The sequence below is a fragment of the Serratia sp. ASV30 genome (assembly GCF_016428815.1).
Classification (GTDB): Bacteria; Pseudomonadota; Gammaproteobacteria; order Enterobacterales; family Enterobacteriaceae; genus Chania; species Chania fonticola_C.
The window spans coordinates 116653-136742 of record NZ_JAELTL010000006.1 but is presented as its reverse complement, the minus strand read 5'-3'; the positions used below and the strand labels follow the sequence as shown (position 1 = coordinate 136742).

Genomic DNA, 20090 nt, shown 5'->3' with positions numbered 1-20090 from the left:
CCATGCCTCGCCCGATTACCGCTACGCTGCATTTGGCCGCGTTGACCAATAACCTGCAGGTAGTTCGTCGTTTTGCTCCGTCGGCTAAAATCTGGGCCGTTGTTAAGGCCAATGCTTATGGCCACGGTTTGCAGCATGTCTGGCGCAGCCTGGGCGAGAATAGCGATGGTTTTGCCTTGCTCGATCTGGCCGAGGCAGTGTTACTACGCGAATCTGGCTGGCAGGGGCCGATTCTGTTGCTGGAGGGTTTTTTCCAGCCCGCCGACCTGATGCTGATCGATCGTTACCGGTTAACCACTGCGGTGAACAGCGACTGGCAACTACAGGCGATTGCCGAAGCGCGTTTACAGGCCCCACTGGATGTTTATCTCAAGTTGAACAGTGGTATGAACCGCCTAGGGTTTGCCCCTGAGCGTTTGCACAGCGCATGGTTAACCGCAAAGGAGCAGCGTAATATTGGTTCGATAACGCTGATGAGCCACTTTGCCACCGCCGACGGTGCTGAAGGTGTAACGGAGCAAATGGCCGTGATTGACCGCGCCACTGCTGCGGTTGATCTGCCGCGTTGTCTGGCCAACTCGGCGGCCACCTTGTGGCACCCGCAGACGCAGGGGGAATGGGTGAGGCCGGGGGTTATACTTTATGGCGCATCGCCCAGCGGCAACTGGCAGGACATCGCCGACACCGGTTTGCAACCGGCGATGACGCTGAGCAGCAAAATCATTGGCATCCAACAGCTGCAAGCGGGAGATCGGGTAGGGTATGGCTGGCGTTATGCCGCTGGTAGGGCGCAGCGTATCGGCGTCGTAGCCTGTGGTTATGCGGACGGCTACCCTCGCCATGCGCCCACCGGCACTCCGGTCTGGGTGGACGGTGTTCTGACGCATACGGTAGGTTCGGTTTCCATGGATATGATGACGGTGGATCTGACACCGTGCCCGCAGGCAACCATTGGTACTGACGTCGAACTGTGGGGGAGGCATCTGCACGTTGATGATGTGGCTGCCGCAGCCGGAACCTTGGGTTACGAGCTGCTGACAGCCTTGGCGGCACGAGTGCCTATTGTTATTGAAGAATAGACTTAGCCGATCTTTTTCAACTGCCCTTTGATTTGCTTGCTGCGCTGCCGTGCGTGTAGCGCCAGCAGGCAACCTACCAACATCACTAACGCCAGCGACAGTTTGGGCTGCAGCGGTAACGCCATGGCGATCAGGCCCAATGCGGCACCTCCTGCCATCTGAATAAAGCCTACCAGTGCTGAAGCCACACCTGCTTCGTTAGAGTAAGGCTCTAACGCATAGCTGGTTGACGGCCCCATGACAAAAGCCAATCCGGCGCAGGCGCAGGCCACGGGCAGGATATAAGCCAACCAATGGCTTTGTGCAGCTTCACCCAGCAGTGCCACGCCCAACACTAAAGCTAGACAGCCTAACCCCATCAGTATGCCGCCGGTCGCCAGACAGAAAGGGCGGCCAATCTTGTGAATGATGCGGTTGGCGACAAAGCTGACCAGCATGATCCAGAAACCGTTGGCACCAAATACCAAAGAGAACTGCAACGGTGTTAACCCGGCGGTACCCATCAGCACGTTAGGTGCTAATGACACATAGGTCAGCGCCATCCCCATCGCCCCGGCATTAACTATGGCAAAGGTAATAAAACGGCGATCGCCAAGAATGCGCAGATACTGTCTTACAGGCAGCCCTTTGACTGCTACGGTAGTGGCGGGACGGGTTTCTGGTAGGAAGAAGATGACCAGCAATAACACCGCCGCGGCGTAACCGACCAGGAACCAGAATGGGGCGCGCCAGCCGAAAGCTTCTGCCAGCAAGCCACCTAGCAGCGGGGCCAGTGCAGGAATGATATTCAACGTGCCGTTGAGGAAACCGAAAGCTCGTGCGGCGTCATCGCCATTCATCCGATCGCGCACGCCACTGAATGCGACAACGGCGGTGCAGCAAACGGCTACGCCTTGGATCAGGCGCGAAGCGACAAAAATTTCCGCCGTTGTCGCCAGCGCGGCCATGGCTGCGCCCACCATGTAAATGAGGATCCCGGCGATGGCCACCGGCTTACGGCCGTAATTATCTACCAGCGGACCGGCGATCACCTGACCAAGACCCAATACCAGAATAAACAGCGAAATAGTGGATTGGATCAAGGCTTCACTGCTGTTAAGGCCCAGGGCAATGGCAGGAATGGTGGGCAGATAGAGATCGATTCCCAGAGGGCCGAGCAACACCAGGCTTAGCAGGAGAAAGAGAAATTTTTGCATAACAAAAATGGCACATCCGAATGACAAAGAGGACTAGAGTAGAGATCCCAACCGCAAATGGGAAGCGATAACGTATTGATGACAGACAGGAAACCGTTTGCGCTTGATTTTCCCTGGCGCGATCATTTTGCCGCGGGCTGGCGGTAATAAAGCGCTGAAATGGTATCCGCAACGTAGCGTGCCTGGTGTTTGGCATCATCCAGCGCCCGGTGTGGTGTGCCTTCAAACGGACGCTGTTTCTTGGGATTGAAACCATGCAGCTCTGCCAGCGTAATGATAGTGCGGGCATCTTGGGTATCCCAGAACTTCCAGGGGCAAGGCATTGCCAACTGGTGGTAGGCATGTTCCAGGATCGAACAGTCAAACTCTTTGCCATTACCCCAGACTTTCACCGTGTCGGTGCTGTGCATATGAATAAAACGGCTCAGGTTGGTCAAGACCCGCTTGAGACTTTCGCTGCCCCCGAAGGCCAGTTTACGAGCTTCGTCTGACTGTTTTGCCCACCAGGCCACGGTATCCAGACTGATTGTCCGGCCCGGTTGTTCCTGCTGGCTGTTTACTGCCGCTTCAAATTCTGCCCCTAACTCACCGGTCTTGGGGTTAAAAAACACGCCGGCAACCACCAGGATCACCGCGCTCGGGGTAATATCCAGCGTTTCAATATCTAGCATCAAATGGTTCATGGGGTCTCCAGGCTGAACAAGATCGTGATGGTACCGCATACAGTCTGGCAGAATATCCAGTTACTTTGAAATAGGCGAAAACGGTCTGTTCACGGTATGATGACTTTAGTCATGTTGCAGAGTTGGTAGCTAGCGTTGAGAACACTTATTTTTATTCTATGTATGATCGGCTATCTGCTGGTATTAGGCTATTTTGGCGTTTACGTTACCGATAAAATCTGCGAAAACGCCCAAAACTTAAGTAAACTCTGCCGCATGGTGGATATCTCTGAACCTCACATCCCGCAGTCACCCGTCACCCCAGATAGTCGCGGGTGAGTAATAGTGTCAATATCGCCGCTATCCCGACTAACACAGCCCATTGGCGCCAACCAAAGCGCGCCAACCATTCCTGTTGCACCTTGTTAGCGTTGAATTGCCTGACGGACAGAGTACCAGCCAGCAACAGCGTCATGACGACCCAAACCAGGCTCAGGCTGGTGACGGAGAACTCAGTGTGCAAAATATTGGCGTAATACAGGCGCATGACCATAAAGTAGATCAGCAATACCCAACTGAAGCCGCTGCGTTTCTTCAGGATCTGACTGAGCAGAAAAGCGATAAACAGGCTATGAGCCATGGAGATTAACGGTGATTCAAAGGGGTGGCGAACGCAAGTGTTGTAAACCGCCAGATAGAGATTAAAGACCAGTAACACATACACCGTATAAACATACCAGCCATAGACCACTTTCAGTCTTCTGGAGGGGGCTGAAATGGGATTTACTGTTTGAGTCATGCACTCTCCTTGAGTTATCCAGATTTATAGCACTTAACAGCTAAATGAAAACTAAACGCCTCAACAGCATAACCTGCTGAGAAAAAGGTTTTTTCTATGATGAAGCCCCATTTATAAGCCAATAAACCCGCCTGAAACGCCCATCACCAGAGTGCATTTTGCTACTTGAATTCATTGTTGGTAAAGATAATAATTATCATTGTTATTAGCATTTGTTATTTAACAACATCAGAGCACCGTAACCTCTGTACATCAAACTGGCCAGCGTTGCCGGCGCGGTAAGTTTTCGGTGCAATTTCAATGGATCCCATGGGGAATACAGGTATGCCTGCGTTTTTTCCTGCCAGTCGCTCTTATCTTTACTGCTCGTTAGCGATTTTCCTGCCACTGACCTCTTTTGCTGAAGATACCCTCGTGGTAACGGCCAAACCCGCCGATACGGCGGAAACGGCGACGCATGGCTATGAGGCCAGTACCAGCCAGGGGGCCACTAAAACGGATCGGCCTCTGGTACTCACTGCACAATCCGTCTCCGTAGTAACACGCCAACAGATGAGCGACCAAGGGGCTTTGACGGTTAACGATGCGCTGAAATATACCCCAGGCGTTTTTACTAACTTTTCTGGTGGCGCGACGCGTTACGATACTATCGCTCTGCGCGGATTTCACGGTGGCGACGTCAATAACACCTTCCTGAACGGCTTACGCCTGCTTAGCGACGGCGGCAGTTATAACGCTTTGCAGATCGACCCTTGGTTCCTGGAACGCATCGACGTGATTAAGGGCCCGTCCTCCGTGATGTATGGGCAAAGTATCCCTGGCGGGTTGGTGGCGATGACCAGCAAACGGCCGCAGTTTGCGAGTGAAAATCACGTCAATGTGATGGCCGGGAACAACAATACCAAAGGCGGTGCGTTTGATTCGACTGGGGCATTGAACGATCAGTGGGCATACCGTTTGACCGGCATTACCCGCACCAGCGACACCATGTATGACCATCAGCGTGAAGAGCGCTATGCGATTTCGCCTTCGTTGCTGTGGCAACCGGATGAAAATACCTCTTTGCTGCTGCAGGCCAATCTGCAAAAAGACCCTTCCGGTGGCTACCACAGCGCGGTGCCGTCAGACGGCAGTATTTATACCACCAGTGGGGACAAGCTGGGCCGGGGATTTTTTGACGGCGAAAGCAGCCGCAATGTGTTCAAACGTTGGCAGCAAATCTACAGTTATGACTTCTCACATAGTTTTAATGACGTCTGGTCATTCCGTCAAAATGCCAGCTACACCCACTCCAACGTGGAGCTGGAGCAGGTTTACCAGATTGGCTGGAACGCCGACCGCAGCGAGTTGAGCCGTTGGTACAGTGGCTCCAATACGTCATTGGATGCTTATGCGGTGGATAACCAACTGGCGGCGGAATTCGCAACTGGCGCGTTGGAACATAAGGTGATGCTGGGGCTGGATTATCAGCGTTTTACCAATAACCTGTGGGAAGAGTCTGGTTCGGCCACGCCGTTGAATCCGTTCACCGGCGTTTCCGGCGGGCCAGATATCACTATTCTCAGTCATACCGATTCTAAACGGCGTTATGAGCAGACCGGAGTCTATCTGCAGGATGAAGTCAGCCTCGACAACTGGTATCTCAATCTTTCCGGGCGCGTTGACCGTTTGGAAACCAGGAATACCGTGCTGAATACCGATTCTACCGATTCTACCGATTCTACCGATGCCCGTACTGACGACCACTTTACGGGCCGTGCCTCTTTGCTGTACCACTTTGACAGCGGTTTCTCGCCGTATATGAGCTACAGCTCTGCGGTGACGCCAGCGGTCCTGGCCGATAAAGAGGGGCATCTGCTCAAACCGACCACCAGCGAGCAATATGAGGCTGGGCTGAAGTATCAACCTCCTGGCAGCAGCTCGATCTATAGCATTGCCCTCTATGACCTGACGCAGAATGACGTAGCCAACCGCGTGGTGAAGGATAGCTACTATGTGCCTGCCGGTAAGGTACATTCACAAGGGATTGAACTGGAGGCCCGTAGCCAGGTGAGCGAGCGCCTGAACGTCATTGCGGGTTACAGCTATAACCAAGTGAAATTCAAAGACGCCGTTGACGGTAACGATGGCAATACGCCATACCTGGCACCTAATCAGATGGCCTCTTTATGGGGGCAGTATCAGGCGGGGCTGGGTATCAATCTGGGGGCTGGCGTACGTTATATTGGCAAACAGTGGGCGGATAATGAGAATACCCTGCGTATTCCTTCGGTCACGCTGCTGGATGCTTCGGTGCGCATGGATCTGGCCAGCGTAAAACCGTCGTTGAAAGGGGCTTATGTGCAGTTGAACGCCAATAACCTGACAGACCGGGAATATGTTGCTGGCTGCTATGGCACTGGCTACTGCTATTGGGGAGCGGGGCGTTCGGTTATTGCTACCGTGGGCTATGACTTTTAACGGCTAAACCATACCCATCCCGCTGAACGTTAGCGGGATGAGGCGCTAAAACAGCGAAAACAGCAGCACCACGGGCAGGCTGAGTGGCCAGGTCAGGCCGATGATCAGCGCGCTAAGCAGGCGGATGGGGAGGGTATCGCGGCTGACCAGAAAAGTGATAATCATCGAAACCAACAGGCCAATAAAATAAACGTATTGCGTGACTTCCCACAGCGATAACATGAAAACCATCCCGGTAATTTTTACCGCTCATTCTAGGCGGCTCCCCACAAGTAATCAATGTGTTAATGTGGTGTAAAAGGGGGGGGAAGGGCGGCTTGTCGCACGGGAGAAAGCGCGCCTTATCGAAATTAATTATAAATAGCCCTTGCTAATAACTCTGGGTTATGAGTAAATAGCGTCATCGGTTTGAAGTACAGACCTTATGAAAGCAGTTTTAGTAAAGTAGTTCTCAGTATTAGCGATATCCGACAGATACCTCTTCTTCCGCGAATTTCCTTCTAGTGCCCCCATAAGTTTCCACTGAATTGCAGACCTCATTCGCCATTATGGCGGCCTAAAAAAACAATGAAGGAAGTATCTATGTCTAATAAAATGACTGGTTTAGTAAAATGGTTTGACGCTGGTAAAGGTTTTGGTTTCATTTCTCCTGCTGATGGCAGCAAAGACGTGTTCGTACACTTCTCTGCAATCCAGGGTAATGATTACAAGACGCTTGATGAAGGCCAGCAGGTTGAATTCAGCATCGAAAATGGCGCCAAAGGCCCATCAGCAGTTAACGTTACAGCAATGTAATGTGACTCGGTAGTGTGGTTGAAACTTGCAATAGCGATGATGGTTTAGGCCGGAGCAGACAAGCGATATTAACACTACCACATCAATCCCGGCCTGGTGCCGGGGTTGAATATATCCTCCTTGCCATGAGGGTAGACAGAAAAGCCAATTTCACCAAAGTTTGCTTTTCTGTTGTGAAAAGGCCGTGCTTAGGCCGTGCAATGCTGGAGTGTTCGATGGACGCTTGCGCCGCATCATGACAGCCGGGAAAGCGACCGGCACTACTTTTAACCCTGGCGTTTACGCCGGGGTTTTTTACATCCATTTTCCCCGCACGAAAAATATTTTCAGATTACTGCATCCAATATTCTCGTTCACTACGTATATGGCTATGTGAGGACATCTTCCCACATCACCCTTCGAGGATATGACCATGAAAAAGCTTCTCTGCACTGCCCTGTGTTCATCACTGTTGTTCAGTAGCGTCTCAATGGCTGCCATGATGTCCGATACGGTAATGGTGGGCGGTGCCGCCATGTACCCCAGCAAAAATATTGTCGAGAATGCCCTCAACTCCAAAGATCACACTACACTGGTCGCTGCGGTAAAGGCTGCTGGCCTGGTTGATACTCTGCAAGGCGCCGGTCCGTTTACGGTGTTTGCTCCGACCAATGAAGCCTTTGCCAAACTGCCAGCCGGAACGGTCGATACCTTGCTCAAACCTGAGAACAAGGCGGCACTGACCGGAGTGCTGACCTACCATGTGGTTGCTGGCCGCTATGATATGAAACAGTTGGAGAAGAAAATCAAGGAAGGGCACGGCACAGCCGAGCTAAAAACGGTGAATGGCCAACCGCTGTGGATTATGAATAACGGCCCCCACAATATTCAGCTCAAAGATGGTCAAGGTCATATTGCCAACATCAGCACCTATGATGTTTATCAGAAAAATGGCGTGATCAACGTTATCGATAGCGTACTGTTGCCAAAATAAATCCCGTCTATACTAGGTGCAGGCTGCCAAAAGGCTGCCCGCACCTTGATAGGACAGGACATGACCAAAGCACTTCCCGAACAGCATGTCGAATTGATGCAGGCCGTTGCGCTTGGCGACCGCAACGCGTTTGAACAACTCTATCGGCAAACCTCGCCCCGATTGTTTGCCGTTGCTCTGCGTTTACTGCGTCGCCAGTCCTGGGCCGAAGAGGTGTTACACGAAAGCTTTATCAGCGTATGGAATCGCGCTGCCAGCTATGACCCCAATCTCAGCTCCCCTTTGACCTGGCTGACGCACATTGTGCGCAACAAGGCTATTGATTGGCTGCGCGGTGCCGGTGGCCGGGCGGGGCAAACGGAAGAGGAGTGGCTGGATGACCTGGGGGCGAGCACGGAAGAACCTGTCAGTCAGTTGCTGCTGGGTGAGGAGGCTGCAAAACTGGCCGAGTGCCTGAACCATCTGAACGTTGAACAACGGCAGAGCATTGTGTTGGCTTACTACCAAGGCATGTCTCATGGTGAGGTTTCGGCACATCTGCAACAACCGCTTGGCACGATCAAAAGCTGGATCCGCCGGGCGTTGGATCATTTGAAAAACTGTGTGGGCCTATGAAAAGCAAAGGTGAGTATGACTCGGCTTTAGCAGCGGAATATGCCTTGGGCACGTTGCGCGGGCCCGCGCGGTTGAAATTTGAACAGCGTATCCAGCGGGAGCCGACGCTGGCCGCCTTGGTTGCACGTTGGCAAACGCTGCTGGCTCCGTTGGATCTGGCGCTGACCCCAGTATTGCCACCAGAACGCGTGTGGAAAAAAATCCAGCTTAGTTTGCCCATTGAGGTAGTACCGCGACGTAAACGCTGGGATTATCTTGGTTGGGCGCTGGCAGCCGGTTTGGCCGCGTTGTTGCTGGTGCCGCGCTTTATCACACAGCCGCCGGATTTTGCTCCGGCAGTGGTACTCAATGCGGGTCAGCAGGGCACTGGGCAATGGATTGTCAGCATGGACAGTGGCAAACGCCATCTGAGACTGACCCCGCTTAACCCGCAAACGCTAGCCGTAGCCAATAGCCTGCAACTGTGGGCAATCCCGCCGGGTGAAAAGCCGCGTTCCTTAGGGTTGGTTGCCGCAGAGAAGCCGACCGAGCTGGCAGTGAACTCGATGACGCTGGCGCAGGGCATGACCATTGCCATCAGCCTCGAGCCAGCGGGTGGCTCACCTACAGGGCTTCCTACCGGTCCGGTGCTGTACAGCGGCCAGTTAACTTCGCTCTGATCTGATTGATATTCCTGCCGATGATTTTTCACTGACGGTGACAATAATCGGTGGGTTTTTCTCATCGCGAATGCCAACTATTAGCAGATGGTGAGTTGTGGCATGGCTGGTACAACCCCTTCGAATATCCCTAATCCTTCTTCTTAGCGATACTGTTCATCCAAGCAGTGGCTTGGATTGGTCAGGGGTTTCTCAAATGCAGACAAGTGAACAAAATGCTGGCGGTCGCTCTCTTTACTGGAAATTTGCCAAGGCTCAAGAGCTGCGGGATTTGGTGAATCGCCAGTTGGCTGAGTGCGAGGTATCTCTATCATGAACCTGGCAGGGCTAATCCAGTTTTCCAAAGGCCATTGGCAGCTACTGATGATCTTAGGTCTCGCAGCCCTGTTGTTTGGCATGAGCCAGCGTATTGATGCGTTGAATGCCGATATAGGCCAGTACCGGAAAGATAATGAGGAGTTGGGCAGTGCATTGAATAGAAGAGATGAAACCATCAATGCGCTGAAAGGTGCAGCGGATGCCGATCGTCGAGCTACCGAACAACAGCTCCAGATTGAACAGCAAAAGAGAGTGAAAGCCGATGCTGAAAATAGAACGTTACGCAAAGCGCTGGAGGATAACGACTGCGGTCATCAGCGGTTGCCTGCTGATGCTCTCGATATCCTGCGCGGAGCAACCAAAACCGGTGCCACCGGCTCCACAACTGATCTACGTGTATCCACCAGCGGTATTGCTACAGCAGTGTGAGAAGACACCGTTTACCGGGGAGACTTTCGGGGATGCTGTCATGGCCTTGCAGGTGAGCCAGAATGAGCTTGATATCTGTGCCTCACGTATCGAAGCGTTGATCAAATGGCAGTGCTGCTGAATTTATAGCGGTTGAGCATGTTAGAACTTGGCGGAAGGGTGAGGATGCCGCGCCTCTGGGAGCTAAAACGGCCAGCTAACTCTCGTTGCTGGCCGTTTTCTATTAGTTCACGCGGTCTGCTTGTGAAACAGTTCCCTGAACACCGGATAGATATCATCCGGCTCGCGGATATGCTGCATGGCAAAGTTTTCAAACGTCGCCTGCAGATGCTCATATTCACGCCACAGCGTCTGGTGAGCACGGCGGGTAATTTCGATATAGCTGTAGTAACGCACCATCGGCAGAATGTTTTTTGACAACAGTTCATGGCACAGTGGTGAATCATCAGCCCAGTTATCCCCGTCCGAAGCCTGAGCGGCATAGATATTCCACTGTGCAGGATCGTAACGCTCCTCGACCACTTCGTTCATCAGCTTCAGGGCGCTGGAAACGATGGTGCCGCCGGTTTCCTGTGAGTAGAAGAACTCCTGCTCATCCACTTCTTTCGCCTGGGTATGGTGACGAATATAGACCACCTCAACGTTCTTATAGGTTCGGCTGAGGAACAGATACAGCAGAATATAAAAGCGTTTGGCCATATCTTTGGTTGCCTGATCCATTGAGCCAGAAACGTCCATCAGGCAGAACATGACCGCCTGGCTTGAGGGTTCAGGCCGACGCTCGTAGTTCTTGTAGCGCAGGTCGAAGGTGTCGATAAACGGCACGCTGTCGATTTTCTTGCGCAACTCGGCAATCTCCTTACGCATGCGTTCTTCTTCCAGCAGTTGCACCGGTTCGGTGTTTTCCAACTGGGCAAGGCTGTCTTCAAGCTCATGCAGAGCTCGTCGTTTACCGGCGGTCATGGCGGTTCGTCGCGCCAGCGAGTTTTGCAGCGAACGCACCACGCTGATATTGGCCGGCACGCCGTTGGCGGTGTAGCCAGCACGGTGGGTTTTGTATTCGGTCAGCTGTTTGTACTGATTTTTCTTCAGGTTGGGCAGCGCCAGATCCTCGAACAACAGGTCGAGATACTCATCTTTGGAGATTTGGAAGACAAATTCATCCTGGCCATCCCCATCCTGGCTGGCATTGCCCTGGCCGCCGCCACCTCCGCCGCCGCCTTGTGGGCGTTCAACGCGGTCATTTTGTACGAAGTGATCGTTACCTGGATGAACGCGATGGCGTTTACCGCCGCGCCCTTGATGGAACATTGGCTCGTTGATATCGCCACCGGGGATCGAAACTGATTCCCCGCTGTCCACGTCGGTGACCGAACGCTTGTTGATGGCTTCGGCAATCGACTGTTTGATTTGCGACTTATAGCGACGCAAGAAGCGCTGGCGGTTCACCATGCTCTTGTTTTTGCCATTCAGCCGTCGGTCAATGAAATACGCCATACATCCCCCAAACAACGTTGCCAACTTTCTCTACCTTGGGGATTTCAGGCGACAACCCGAAATCCCCAGGTATAGGCTATCTATGACGTCAGCGGTCGTCGGTTTATGAAGATTTTCTCACCCGCAGATACCATTCGCACAGTAGACGAACCTGCTTGCGGGTGTAACCTTTCTCCATCATCCGGTCAACGAAGTCATCGTGTTTTTTCTGCTCATCCGTTGAGGTTTTAGCATTAAAGGAAATGACTGGCAGCAGCTCTTCGGTGTTCGAGAACATTTTCTTCTCGATGACCGTACGCAGCTTCTCGTAACTGGTCCAGTTCGGGTTCCGGCCGCTGTTATTGGCACGGGCACGCAGGACAAAGTTGACGATTTCGTTGCGGAAATCTTTCGGGTTGCTGATACCCGCTGGCTTCTCGATTTTCTCCAGTTCAGCATTCAATGACTCACGGTCAAACAGCTGGCCGGTATCCGGATCACGGTACTCCTGATCCTGGATCCAGAAGTCTGCATAGGTCACGTAGCGGTCAAAAATATTCTGGCCGTATTCCGAGTAGGATTCCAGATAGGCGGTCTGGATCTCTTTGCCGATAAACTCGGCGTATTTCGGGATCAGGTAGCCTTTCAGGTGCTCCAGGTATTTCTCCGCCAGATCCTGCGGGAACTGCTCACGTTCGATCTGCTGTTCCAGTATATAGAACAGGTGTACCGGGTTAGCCGCGACTTCGGCATGGTCAAAGTTGAACACCCGAGACAGAATTTTGAAGGCGAAACGGGTCGAAAGGCCGTTCATACCTTCATCCACCCCGGCATAGTCACGATATTCCTGATACGACTTGGCCTTCGGATCGGTGTCTTTCAGGCTTTCACCATCGTAGACACGCATCTTCGAATAGATGCTGGAGTTGTCTGGCTCTTTCATACGCGACAGTACGGTAAAGCGAGCCAGCGTTTCCAACGTGCCAGGGGCGCAAGGCGCGTGGGTCAGTTCGCTGTTATCCAGCAGTTTGTCGTAGATTTTAATCTCTTCCGACACCCGCAGGCAGTAAGGCACCTTGACGATGTAAACACGGTCGAGGAAGGCCTCGTTATTTTTGTTGTTGCGGAAGGTCACCCATTCCGATTCGTTAGAGTGCGCCAGGATAATACCGCTGAACGGCAGGGCAGAGATCCCCTCGGTACCGTTGTAGTTACCCTCCTGGGTGGCGGTCAACAGAGGATGTAGCACCTTGATCGGCGCTTTGAACATCTCTACGAACTCCATGATCCCCTGGTTGGCACGGCACAGTGCGCCGGAGTAGCCATAGGCATCCGGATCGTTCTGCGCATGGTTTTCCAACTTACGGATATCCACTTTACCGACTAACGCAGAAATATCCTGGTTGTTCTCGTCGCCTGGTTCGGTTTTGGCGATGGCAATTTGTTCAAGTATTGAAGGACGAACCTTCACCACTTTGAATTTGGTTATGTCACCGCCGAACTCATGCAGGCGTTTCGCGGCCCACGGCGACATAATGGTGCCAAGATAGCGCGTCGGGATGTTGTATTCTTTTTCCAGAATAGTGGCATCCTCCTGCGGGTTGAACAGGCACAGCGGATGGTCGTTGACCGGGCTGCGCTCGCCGTTGGCGCTCAGGGTGTAAATCGGCACACGCTGCATCAAGGCTTTCAGCCGTTCTGCCAGCGAGGATTTACCGCCACCCACCGGGCCCAACAGATAAAGGATTTGTTTCTTCTCTTCGAGGCCCTGGGCAGCGTGTTTCAGGTAAGAAACTATCTGTTCGATAGCTTCTTCCATGCCGTAGAACTCCTCGAATGCCGGATAGCGTGCGATCACGCGGTTGGAGAACAGGCGAGACATACGCGACTCAAGCGCGGTATCGACCATGACTGGTTCACCGATAGCCATGAGTAGACGTTCTGCCGCATTGGCATAGGCACTGCGATCTTGCCGGCAGATGGAAAGAAATTCCTGCAGTGTGAACTCTTCGTCCTTGGCAGCTTCGTAGCGCTGGCGATAGTGGTCAAATATGTTCATGGCGATGCCCGTCCTTTCGTTATTAGCACAGGTTAAAAAAGGAGCTGGTGTTGGTATTCTGGCTCCCGAAAGCGTGAAGCTATGACTGAGTACAGCAACCCGTATGCCAACTTGGTGCGCTTATTCTCGCGAGTTGCGCTGTATTGCCACTGGGCTCAGCCTAAATTCACCTTCTGATTTTAAGCTTAGTTGCATACTGGAAAATTTCCTGCAAGAGAAAGGGTCTTTTTTAAGTCATTTCAATGACTCAGTTATGGCGAGGGGCGGCAAATGCCTTGTCTGGCGCGGGTTGCGGCAAAAAACGTCATCTTTTTGCCATCAATAATTCATCTTTGGGTTCTAAGTTATTCGATCTTGGTTGTTTTCTATTGTAAAGATCCGGCAGGCTGCTCGGTTTTCACATAAACTATAGCGGTTAATTACATCTTGTTATCTATGGAAAAAGCCAGTGAAGATATCTAAACTCAAAACGCTAGCAATTATCGCTTCCGCAATGGTTTGTGCGCACAGTGCTCAGGCAGGAAGCTGGTCACTCGGTGCTTCAGCGCTGGTCAGCCCCGATCCTTATCGTGGTTATCAGGATCGTGTCTATCCCGTTCCTATCATCAATTACGATGGCGATGATTTTTACTTCCATACGCTGTTGGCCGGTTACAACCTGTGGAAAGATCAGCAAAATCAGCTGAGCCTGATCGCCTATTACTCACCGTTGCACTATAAGCCAGGCGACAGTGACGACGATCGCATGAAGCAGTTGGACAAGCGCCGTAGCACCATGATGGCCGGTGTGGCCTTTACACATAGGGCTGATTGGGGAACGATCCGTACGGCTTTCTCTGGCGATACGCTGAACAACAGTAACGGCCTGGTGGGCGATATTGCCTATCTCTATAAGTTCCAGGTGGACTCCTGGAGTTTTGCTCCGGGCATCGGGGTAAACTGGAACAGTTCAAACCAGAACAAATACTACTATGGCATCAATGGCGATGAGTCACGCCGTAGTACCTTCAATACATACAAGCCGAGCGATAGCTGGTCGCCATACGTCGAATTGACCACCAACTATAATATCAACGCCAACTGGAATGCCTTCTTCACGGGGCGTTATACACGCCTGGACAGCGAAGTTAAAGACAGCCCAATGGTTGATAAATCTTATACCGGCATGCTGTGGACGGGTGTGACTTACACCTTCTAAGCGTACGGTGCATTATCTTGGTGCGGTGAGTGCATCGAAAAGGGGCGGAAACGCTCCTTTTGCACATCTGTGGTGCGGTGGATGATGACGAGAAGAGGGGCGAAATGACTCGCCCCAGTTTGATCAGCTATTTTTAATGCTGCGGATTTTCATCGCCAAGCGGGCAGGTTGCTCCCCTGAGGCGATCAGCGGCTTGCTCACGCGCCCGGTTTCCACACAAACCATGGTTTTGTAACCGTCGTTTGGCATGTCGGCCATGCTGCAGGAAAGCTCGACGCCTGGGTTCCAGGCGATCACATCGCTCATATGGTGATGATTGACCTCGATAGTCCTTTGCAATACCGGATCTTTGATCAGGCTGCAAGGCGTTGCCTGGGTGTAGATGCGATCGGTTTGCCCGGTAAACTCCAGCTCGCCAACCTGACGTGCCTCGATCCCCTTCGCCACCTTATCGATATAATGCTCGCCCAAACCGGCAACTTTCACCTTGTCGATGTCGCCGATCTGGAAATAGCTGTGCAGAGCAGCGGTAGCCTGGTAATCACCGTGTGATTCCAGCTCCATCTCGCACTCTTCACCCAGCTTGAAGCGGGCGATCAGGGTGAAAGCATGTGGCCACAATTTGCGGGTTTGTTCGTTGTCTTGCAGCGTGAAGGTCAGGATCACGCCGTTTTCGTCTTCATCGTGCGCGGTGAGCTGCCATGGCTGATTACGGGCAAAACCGTGGGATGGACTACCTGCCGGGCCAAACCACGGCCAGCAGATCGGGACGCCGCCGCGGATCGCCACGCCATTTTTGAATGGCGTATTGTTGCTCAGCCAAAACACCGGCTTATCACCGCTTGGTTGCCAGGCCAGCAGATGGGCCCCTTGCAGAGTAATGGCCGCACGGACTTTCGGGTGAGAAACCACCACCACTGGCAGTTCGTCCAGTTGGCGTTGGCTGATAAAAGGGGTGATTTGTTCGCTAACGGGTAGGGTGAAGATTTTTTCGTTCATGTTGTTGCCTTCTTTTCGCCGCAAAAACAAATAAAAAGGGCGACACTAGTGTCGCCCTTGATAATCAACTGCGCATCAAGCCATTACTTGGAGATGTGAGCGATCAGGTCCAGTACTTTGTTTGAGTAGCCAGTTTCGTTATCGTACCAAGAAACCAGTTTCACAAAGGTGTCGCTCAGCGCGATACCGGCTTTAGCATCGAACACAGAAGTCAGTTTCTCGCCGTTGAAATCGGTAGAAACCACTTCGTCTTCGGTGTAGCCCAGCACGCCTTTCAGCTCGCCTTCTGAAGCGGCTTTGATAGCAGCACAGATTTCTTTGTAAGAAGCTGGTTTAGCCAGACGAGCAGTCAGGTCAACCACAGATACGTTCGGAGTAGGAACGCGGAACGCCATACCGGTCAGTTTGCCGTTCAGTTCTGGGATTACTTTACCTACTGCTTTAGCAGCACCGGTAGAAGAAGGGATGATGTTCTGGGATGCGCCGCGGCCGCCGCGCCAGTCTTTGTGAGACGGACCATCAACGGTTTTCTGAGTTGCGGTGGTGGCATGCACAGTGGTCATCAGAGCTTCAACGATGCCGAACTTGTCGTTGATGACTTTGGCCAGTGGTGCCAGGCAGTTGGTGGTACAAGAAGCGTTGGAAACGATTTCTTGGCCAGCGTAAGACTTGTGGTTCACGCCCATAACGAACATAGGGGTGTCATCTTTAGATGGGCCAGTCAGAACAACTTTCTTAGCACCTGCAGCGATGTGTTTACGTGCAGTTTCGTCAGTCAGGAACAGGCCAGTTGCTTCAGCAACGACGTCAACGTTGACTTCGTTCCACTTCAGGTTAGCCGGATCTCTTTCTGAGGTACAACGGATGGTTTTGCCGTTAACAACCAGGTGGCCGTCTTTAACTTCTACAGTACCGTCGAAACGGCCGTGAGTAGAGTCATACTTCAGCATGTAAGCCATGTACTCTGCGTCTAACAGGTCGTTGATTGCAACGATTTCGATGTCAGAACGTTCCTGAGCAGCACGGAAAACAATGCGACCGATACGGCCAAAACCGTTGATACCTACTTTGATAGTCATATATTCCACCAGCTATTTGTTAGTGAATAAAAGGTTGGTTGTAAAATTACAAAAACCTTACCGAGCGTCAAGCGGAATCGTGTCAATTCTTGCTGCAAGTCAAACCAGAAGGCCGGTTTTGCACACAAATCGCACATTCCATTCACGTTTGTCCTCCCATCGATATGGGGGCAAACCGCCAAGTATAAAGTCAGCACGTGCAAGATATGTGATCGAAGTCACATATGGCGGCAGCGTAACCTTTATGCCGTACAGTTTAGGCTAAAAAGGCCTGCAGCGTTGTTAATTTTTTGTTATTATTACTCATTGTTTTCGTTGACATTATCCACATTGCGGGAATAGCACAAATGGCTAAAGAGACAACCCCTAAGACACCGCTCACGGAACTGAATGATATCCAACGTTATGTGACGCAAGAGCGTGGCACCGAAGCCCCCTATAGCGGTAAATTACTGCATAACCAGCGTGAGGGCGTTTACCATTGCCTGTGCTGTAACGCGCCACTGTTCTTCTCCGCCAGCAAGTTTGATTCTGGCTGCGGCTGGCCCAGCTTCTATCAGCCGGTCTCGGACGATGCTATTCGTTATCTTGATGATAATTCACATAATATGCATCGAGTTGAGATCCGCTGTGGTAACTGCGACGCGCATTTGGGACACGTGTTTCCCGATGGCCCGCAGCCGACTGGCGAACGTTACTGTGTCAACTCCGCGTCACTGAATTTCACCGACGACGAGAATGGCGAGCAAACGGCAGGTTAAGCTGTAACTAAACCAACAAAATCGATTCAGCTAATTATTCATCCTTGGGTGAGGACATGCTCTGATGGAAGTAAAAGATCTGATTGCGGCCATGACGCCGGAAATCTACCAGCGGCTGGTTCTGGCTGTGGAACTGGGCAAGTGGCCGGATGGTGTGGCATTGACGCCAGAGCAGAAAGAACACAGCCTGCAGGCGGTGATGCTGTGGCAGTCGATGAACAATGCGGACCCACAGCATATGAGCATTGGCACCGATGGGCAAATCGTGATGAAAAGCAAACAGGAGCTGAAGCAGCAGTTTATGGCCGAGCCGTTGGCCAAGCTGAAGCCGCAGTGACCTGTTGCTGATAGGGCGATGTTTTCATCGCCCTGAAGGTTTTATTGCTTCTTCGGGCTCAAGCCTAAGCTTTCCGCCAGTTGATGGGCCAAGCGGTTGTTATCGTCCGCGCCATACTCCCAGAACATCGCCCCTCCCAATCCTTTGCTCTTGATGTACTCGGCCTTGATGGCTACCGAGCGTGGGTTTTCATAGCTTATTGCGAACAGCGGCTTGCCTGCGGCTGACTTCATCATCAGATAGGGCACCTTGGCCTCGTTATCCCAATGCGCGGTGAAGCGCCGTTGTGGGTCTTTCAGCATCTTGTTCACGATATCGTTGTACTTGATGTAGCTGTCTTTATCCAAATCCATGCCCAGCGACTTGAAGACGTCTTTTTCACGTGTGGTGAAATAGGGCTGGGTGACGGGATGCTTGGCCGCATCTGCCACATCCCAATCAATACCTGGCTCGGTGGCGCGTTTAGGTACCCGGCCATAGAAACCGATCCCCAGATTGAGTTGAGCAGGCTTCAGCCCGGCGGCCAGATAGTTGTTAACCACAAAGTCGGCGCTGTACTTGTCGGCGGCGGCCACGGTTGGCCACTCCTTGGAGTCATAGAGATTGGAGTTGAAATACTGGGTACCGTACGCCATGTCGTAGGTCATCAGATTGATATAATCCAGATAGGGCGCGATAGCCTTAACGTCGACCCATTCCTGCGGACTTTTGACGTTGGCCCCCACGGCGATGGTCAGCAGTTTATCTTTACCCAGCGCCTGATGCAGTTCGCTCAGCAGGGAGGTGAAGTTGGTCCGGTCGGCCGGTTGGCTTTCCACCAATCCCCAGGCACCGTTAACCGGGTATTCCCAATCCAGATCGATACCATCTAGCTGATACTTGGCAATCACCTCCTGCACCGAACGGATAAACACAGCCCGGCTTTCCGGTGTGGCTGCCGCGCCGGAGAACCCACGGGCTCCCCAGCCGCCAACGGACAGCAAAACCTTCAACGCCGGGTTTTGTTGGCGCAATACGGGTAAGCGCTTTAAGTCTGCTTCGACTTTTGGTGAGAGATAGATTTGGTGCAGGTGGGAGGGATCTTTCAGTGCCGGGTTGGTTTCTTCTTTTTCAGCGTTATAAATCAGGCCAAAAGAGTAGTTGAGGTGGGTGATCTGGCTGACGTCCAGCTGGTTGATATCACCGCCCGGCCCGGCGGTCACGTCGCCACCGCCGTTAAAGTAGCCAACAGAAAGATAAGGTGCGGCGTGCGCGATGCCTGCGCCAGCAATACCGAGTTGCACCGCTACCAGCAAGGGCAGCAGTTTACGGGTTAAAGCCATGTTGTCTCCTTTGGTCAGCAAGGCCGACCTGAACCGCCTGGGGCGGTATCAATAAAGCCGGGCTCGGTAGGCCCCGGATGCGTATAACTTATTGATGCCAATGCATCAGCGGCCATCACAACAAAAGAGACGAGAGGGGACAAGGTGAGCGCGTAGAAGAATGGTGAGAATGTGAGCAGCGTCGAAAATAAAACGTTTGGCGGAGATATGGGGCGCCAAGGTCAAGCAGCCCCCAAAATCGTTAACGCTGAGTAAACTGTGACAGTGTAACTAATTGTGCGCCAGCCGACTGCATTTCGGCTAACGCCTGTTCGCTGTCGTCGGGACGTAAATTGACACCTCGGCAGCCATCGGTAATGACCTGAGTCTGATAACCCAAACGCAAGGCATCTAACACGCTGAACTTGACACAATAATCGGTGGCTAGCCCCATCACGGCGAGATGAGTGATGCCGCGCTCCTTCAGCCAGCCATCGAGTGCCGTTTGCGCCCGGAGCCCGTTATCAAAAAAAGCACTATAGCTATCGATATCCGGGTTCTCACCCTTACGGAATATCGCTGCGATGTGCTGCTTATCAAGCTGAGGGTGAAGCTCTGCGCCAGGGCTGCCCTGAACGCAGTGCACTGGCCACCAAATCTGGGGCAGCCCTTCAAGTTCCCCAAGCGTGCCAATCTGTGCGTTGGAGTTAATGGCGAAGCTGCGATGATCCATCGGGTGCCAGTCCTGGCTGGCGACCACCGTTTCGTTACGGGCCAGGCTGGCTGCGATAGCCTGATTGGCGACGGCAATGGTGGCATCACCTTCTGCAACGCCTAAAGCGCCGCCGGGGCAAAAGTCGTTTTGCAAATCAATCAGCAGCAGTGCTGTTTTCAT

The 20090-nt window shown here is 52.5% G+C and carries 20 protein-coding genes; 10 read left to right on the top strand and 10 right to left on the bottom strand.

Features of this window, described 5'->3' with window-relative positions:
* The first annotated feature begins 2 nt into the window (after positions 1-2).
* Entirely contained in the window at positions 3-1079 is a 1077-nt protein-coding gene (dadX, locus tag JHD74_RS04285) for a catabolic alanine racemase DadX (protein ID WP_199061784.1), read from the top strand.
* Between the two features lie 2 nt (positions 1080-1081).
* Here dadX and JHD74_RS04280 read toward each other — a convergent pair whose 3' ends face one another.
* The 3 genes from JHD74_RS04280 to JHD74_RS04270 all read right to left on the bottom strand — a co-directional run bounded on the left by JHD74_RS04280 (position 1082) and on the right by JHD74_RS04270 (position 3736).
* Positions 1082-2275 carry a multidrug effflux MFS transporter gene (locus JHD74_RS04280; RefSeq protein WP_024528762.1) on the bottom strand — a complete coding sequence of 398 codons (1194 nt, stop codon included), beginning with the start codon at positions 2273-2275 and terminating at the stop codon, positions 1082-1084.
* A 122-nt stretch (positions 2276-2397) separates the two neighbouring features.
* Complete coding sequence (locus JHD74_RS04275; RefSeq protein WP_021181189.1) at positions 2398-2958, bottom strand: 3'-5' exonuclease; 561 nt, start codon at positions 2956-2958, stop codon at positions 2398-2400.
* Between the two features lie 295 nt (positions 2959-3253).
* The gene (locus JHD74_RS04270; protein WP_074029259.1) at positions 3254-3736 is read right to left on the bottom strand and encodes a hypothetical protein; all 483 of its coding nucleotides are present in this window, start codon (positions 3734-3736) and stop codon (positions 3254-3256) included.
* 324 nt (positions 3737-4060) lie between these two features.
* Between JHD74_RS04270 and JHD74_RS04265 the strand changes: the two genes are divergently transcribed.
* Positions 4061-6196, top strand: coding sequence for a TonB-dependent siderophore receptor (locus JHD74_RS04265; RefSeq protein WP_199061782.1), 2136 nt, complete (start codon positions 4061-4063; stop codon positions 6194-6196).
* 45 nt (positions 6197-6241) lie between these two features.
* On the opposite strand, the gene JHD74_RS04260 is transcribed toward JHD74_RS04265, so the two are convergent.
* Positions 6242-6418, bottom strand: coding sequence for a GhoT/OrtT family toxin (locus JHD74_RS04260; RefSeq protein WP_024528765.1), 177 nt, complete (start codon positions 6416-6418; stop codon positions 6242-6244).
* Positions 6419-6778: 360 nt separating this feature from the next.
* Here JHD74_RS04260 and cspA point away from each other — a divergent pair, with 360 nt between their 5' ends.
* From cspA to JHD74_RS04235, 5 genes are all read left to right on the top strand, one after another.
* Positions 6779-6991 carry an RNA chaperone/antiterminator CspA gene (cspA, locus tag JHD74_RS04255; protein WP_024485401.1) on the top strand — a complete coding sequence of 71 codons (213 nt, stop codon included), beginning with the start codon at positions 6779-6781 and terminating at the stop codon, positions 6989-6991.
* Between the two features lie 412 nt (positions 6992-7403).
* The gene (locus JHD74_RS04250; protein WP_021181194.1) at positions 7404-7964 is read left to right on the top strand and encodes a fasciclin domain-containing protein; all 561 of its coding nucleotides are present in this window, start codon (positions 7404-7406) and stop codon (positions 7962-7964) included.
* 60 nt (positions 7965-8024) lie between these two features.
* On the top strand, positions 8025-8579 hold the full coding sequence (locus JHD74_RS04245) for a sigma-70 family RNA polymerase sigma factor (RefSeq protein WP_199061779.1): 555 nt from the start codon (positions 8025-8027) through the stop codon (positions 8577-8579).
* Positions 8576-9238: an anti-sigma factor domain-containing protein gene (locus tag JHD74_RS04240; protein WP_199061777.1), complete on the top strand. Its 663-nt coding sequence runs from the start codon at positions 8576-8578 to the stop codon at positions 9236-9238. The genes JHD74_RS04245 and JHD74_RS04240 overlap by 4 nt, the downstream gene beginning before the upstream one ends.
* 363 nt (positions 9239-9601) lie before the next feature.
* Positions 9602-9985, top strand: a complete 384-nt coding sequence (locus tag JHD74_RS04235) for a DUF2570 family protein (RefSeq protein ID WP_199061775.1) — start codon at positions 9602-9604, stop codon at positions 9983-9985.
* Between the two features lie 228 nt (positions 9986-10213).
* Here the strand turns inward: JHD74_RS04235 and JHD74_RS04230 are convergent, their stop codons facing one another.
* A complete protein-coding gene (locus tag JHD74_RS04230; protein ID WP_024485395.1) occupies positions 10214-11482 on the bottom strand; it encodes a YeaH/YhbH family protein in 1269 nt (422 codons plus the stop codon).
* A gap of 103 nt (positions 11483-11585) precedes the next feature.
* The gene (gene yeaG, locus JHD74_RS04225) at positions 11586-13520 is read right to left on the bottom strand and encodes a protein kinase YeaG (protein ID WP_021806619.1); all 1935 of its coding nucleotides are present in this window, start codon (positions 13518-13520) and stop codon (positions 11586-11588) included.
* A gap of 493 nt (positions 13521-14013) precedes the next feature.
* Between yeaG and JHD74_RS04220 the strand changes: the two genes are divergently transcribed.
* Positions 14014-14718 carry a MipA/OmpV family protein gene (locus JHD74_RS04220; protein WP_074029389.1) on the top strand — a complete coding sequence of 235 codons (705 nt, stop codon included), beginning with the start codon at positions 14014-14016 and terminating at the stop codon, positions 14716-14718.
* Positions 14719-14841: 123 nt separating this feature from the next.
* On the opposite strand, the gene JHD74_RS04215 is transcribed toward JHD74_RS04220, so the two are convergent.
* Both JHD74_RS04215 and gapA read right to left on the bottom strand, forming a co-directional pair.
* The gene (locus JHD74_RS04215) at positions 14842-15717 is read right to left on the bottom strand and encodes a D-hexose-6-phosphate mutarotase (protein WP_199061773.1); all 876 of its coding nucleotides are present in this window, start codon (positions 15715-15717) and stop codon (positions 14842-14844) included.
* Between the two features lie 83 nt (positions 15718-15800).
* Entirely contained in the window at positions 15801-16796 is a 996-nt protein-coding gene (gene gapA / locus JHD74_RS04210) for a glyceraldehyde-3-phosphate dehydrogenase (RefSeq protein ID WP_021181204.1), read from the bottom strand.
* Positions 16797-17143: 347 nt separating this feature from the next.
* Here gapA and msrB point away from each other — a divergent pair, with 347 nt between their 5' ends.
* Together msrB and JHD74_RS04200 are read left to right on the top strand one after the other, a co-directional pair.
* Complete coding sequence (gene msrB, locus JHD74_RS04205) at positions 17144-17557, top strand: peptide-methionine (R)-S-oxide reductase MsrB (RefSeq protein ID WP_074029247.1); 414 nt, start codon at positions 17144-17146, stop codon at positions 17555-17557.
* A 64-nt stretch (positions 17558-17621) separates the two neighbouring features.
* Positions 17622-17894 (top strand): YeaC family protein, encoded by a 273-nt coding sequence (locus JHD74_RS04200; protein WP_021181206.1) that lies wholly within the window; start codon positions 17622-17624, stop codon positions 17892-17894.
* Positions 17895-17935: 41 nt separating this feature from the next.
* Here the strand turns inward: JHD74_RS04200 and JHD74_RS04195 are convergent, their stop codons facing one another.
* Positions 17936-19216, bottom strand: a complete 1281-nt coding sequence (locus JHD74_RS04195; RefSeq protein ID WP_074029245.1) for a glycoside hydrolase family 18 protein — start codon at positions 19214-19216, stop codon at positions 17936-17938.
* A gap of 241 nt (positions 19217-19457) precedes the next feature.
* Complete coding sequence (gene pncA / locus JHD74_RS04190) at positions 19458-20090, bottom strand: bifunctional nicotinamidase/pyrazinamidase (RefSeq protein WP_024528776.1); 633 nt, start codon at positions 20088-20090, stop codon at positions 19458-19460.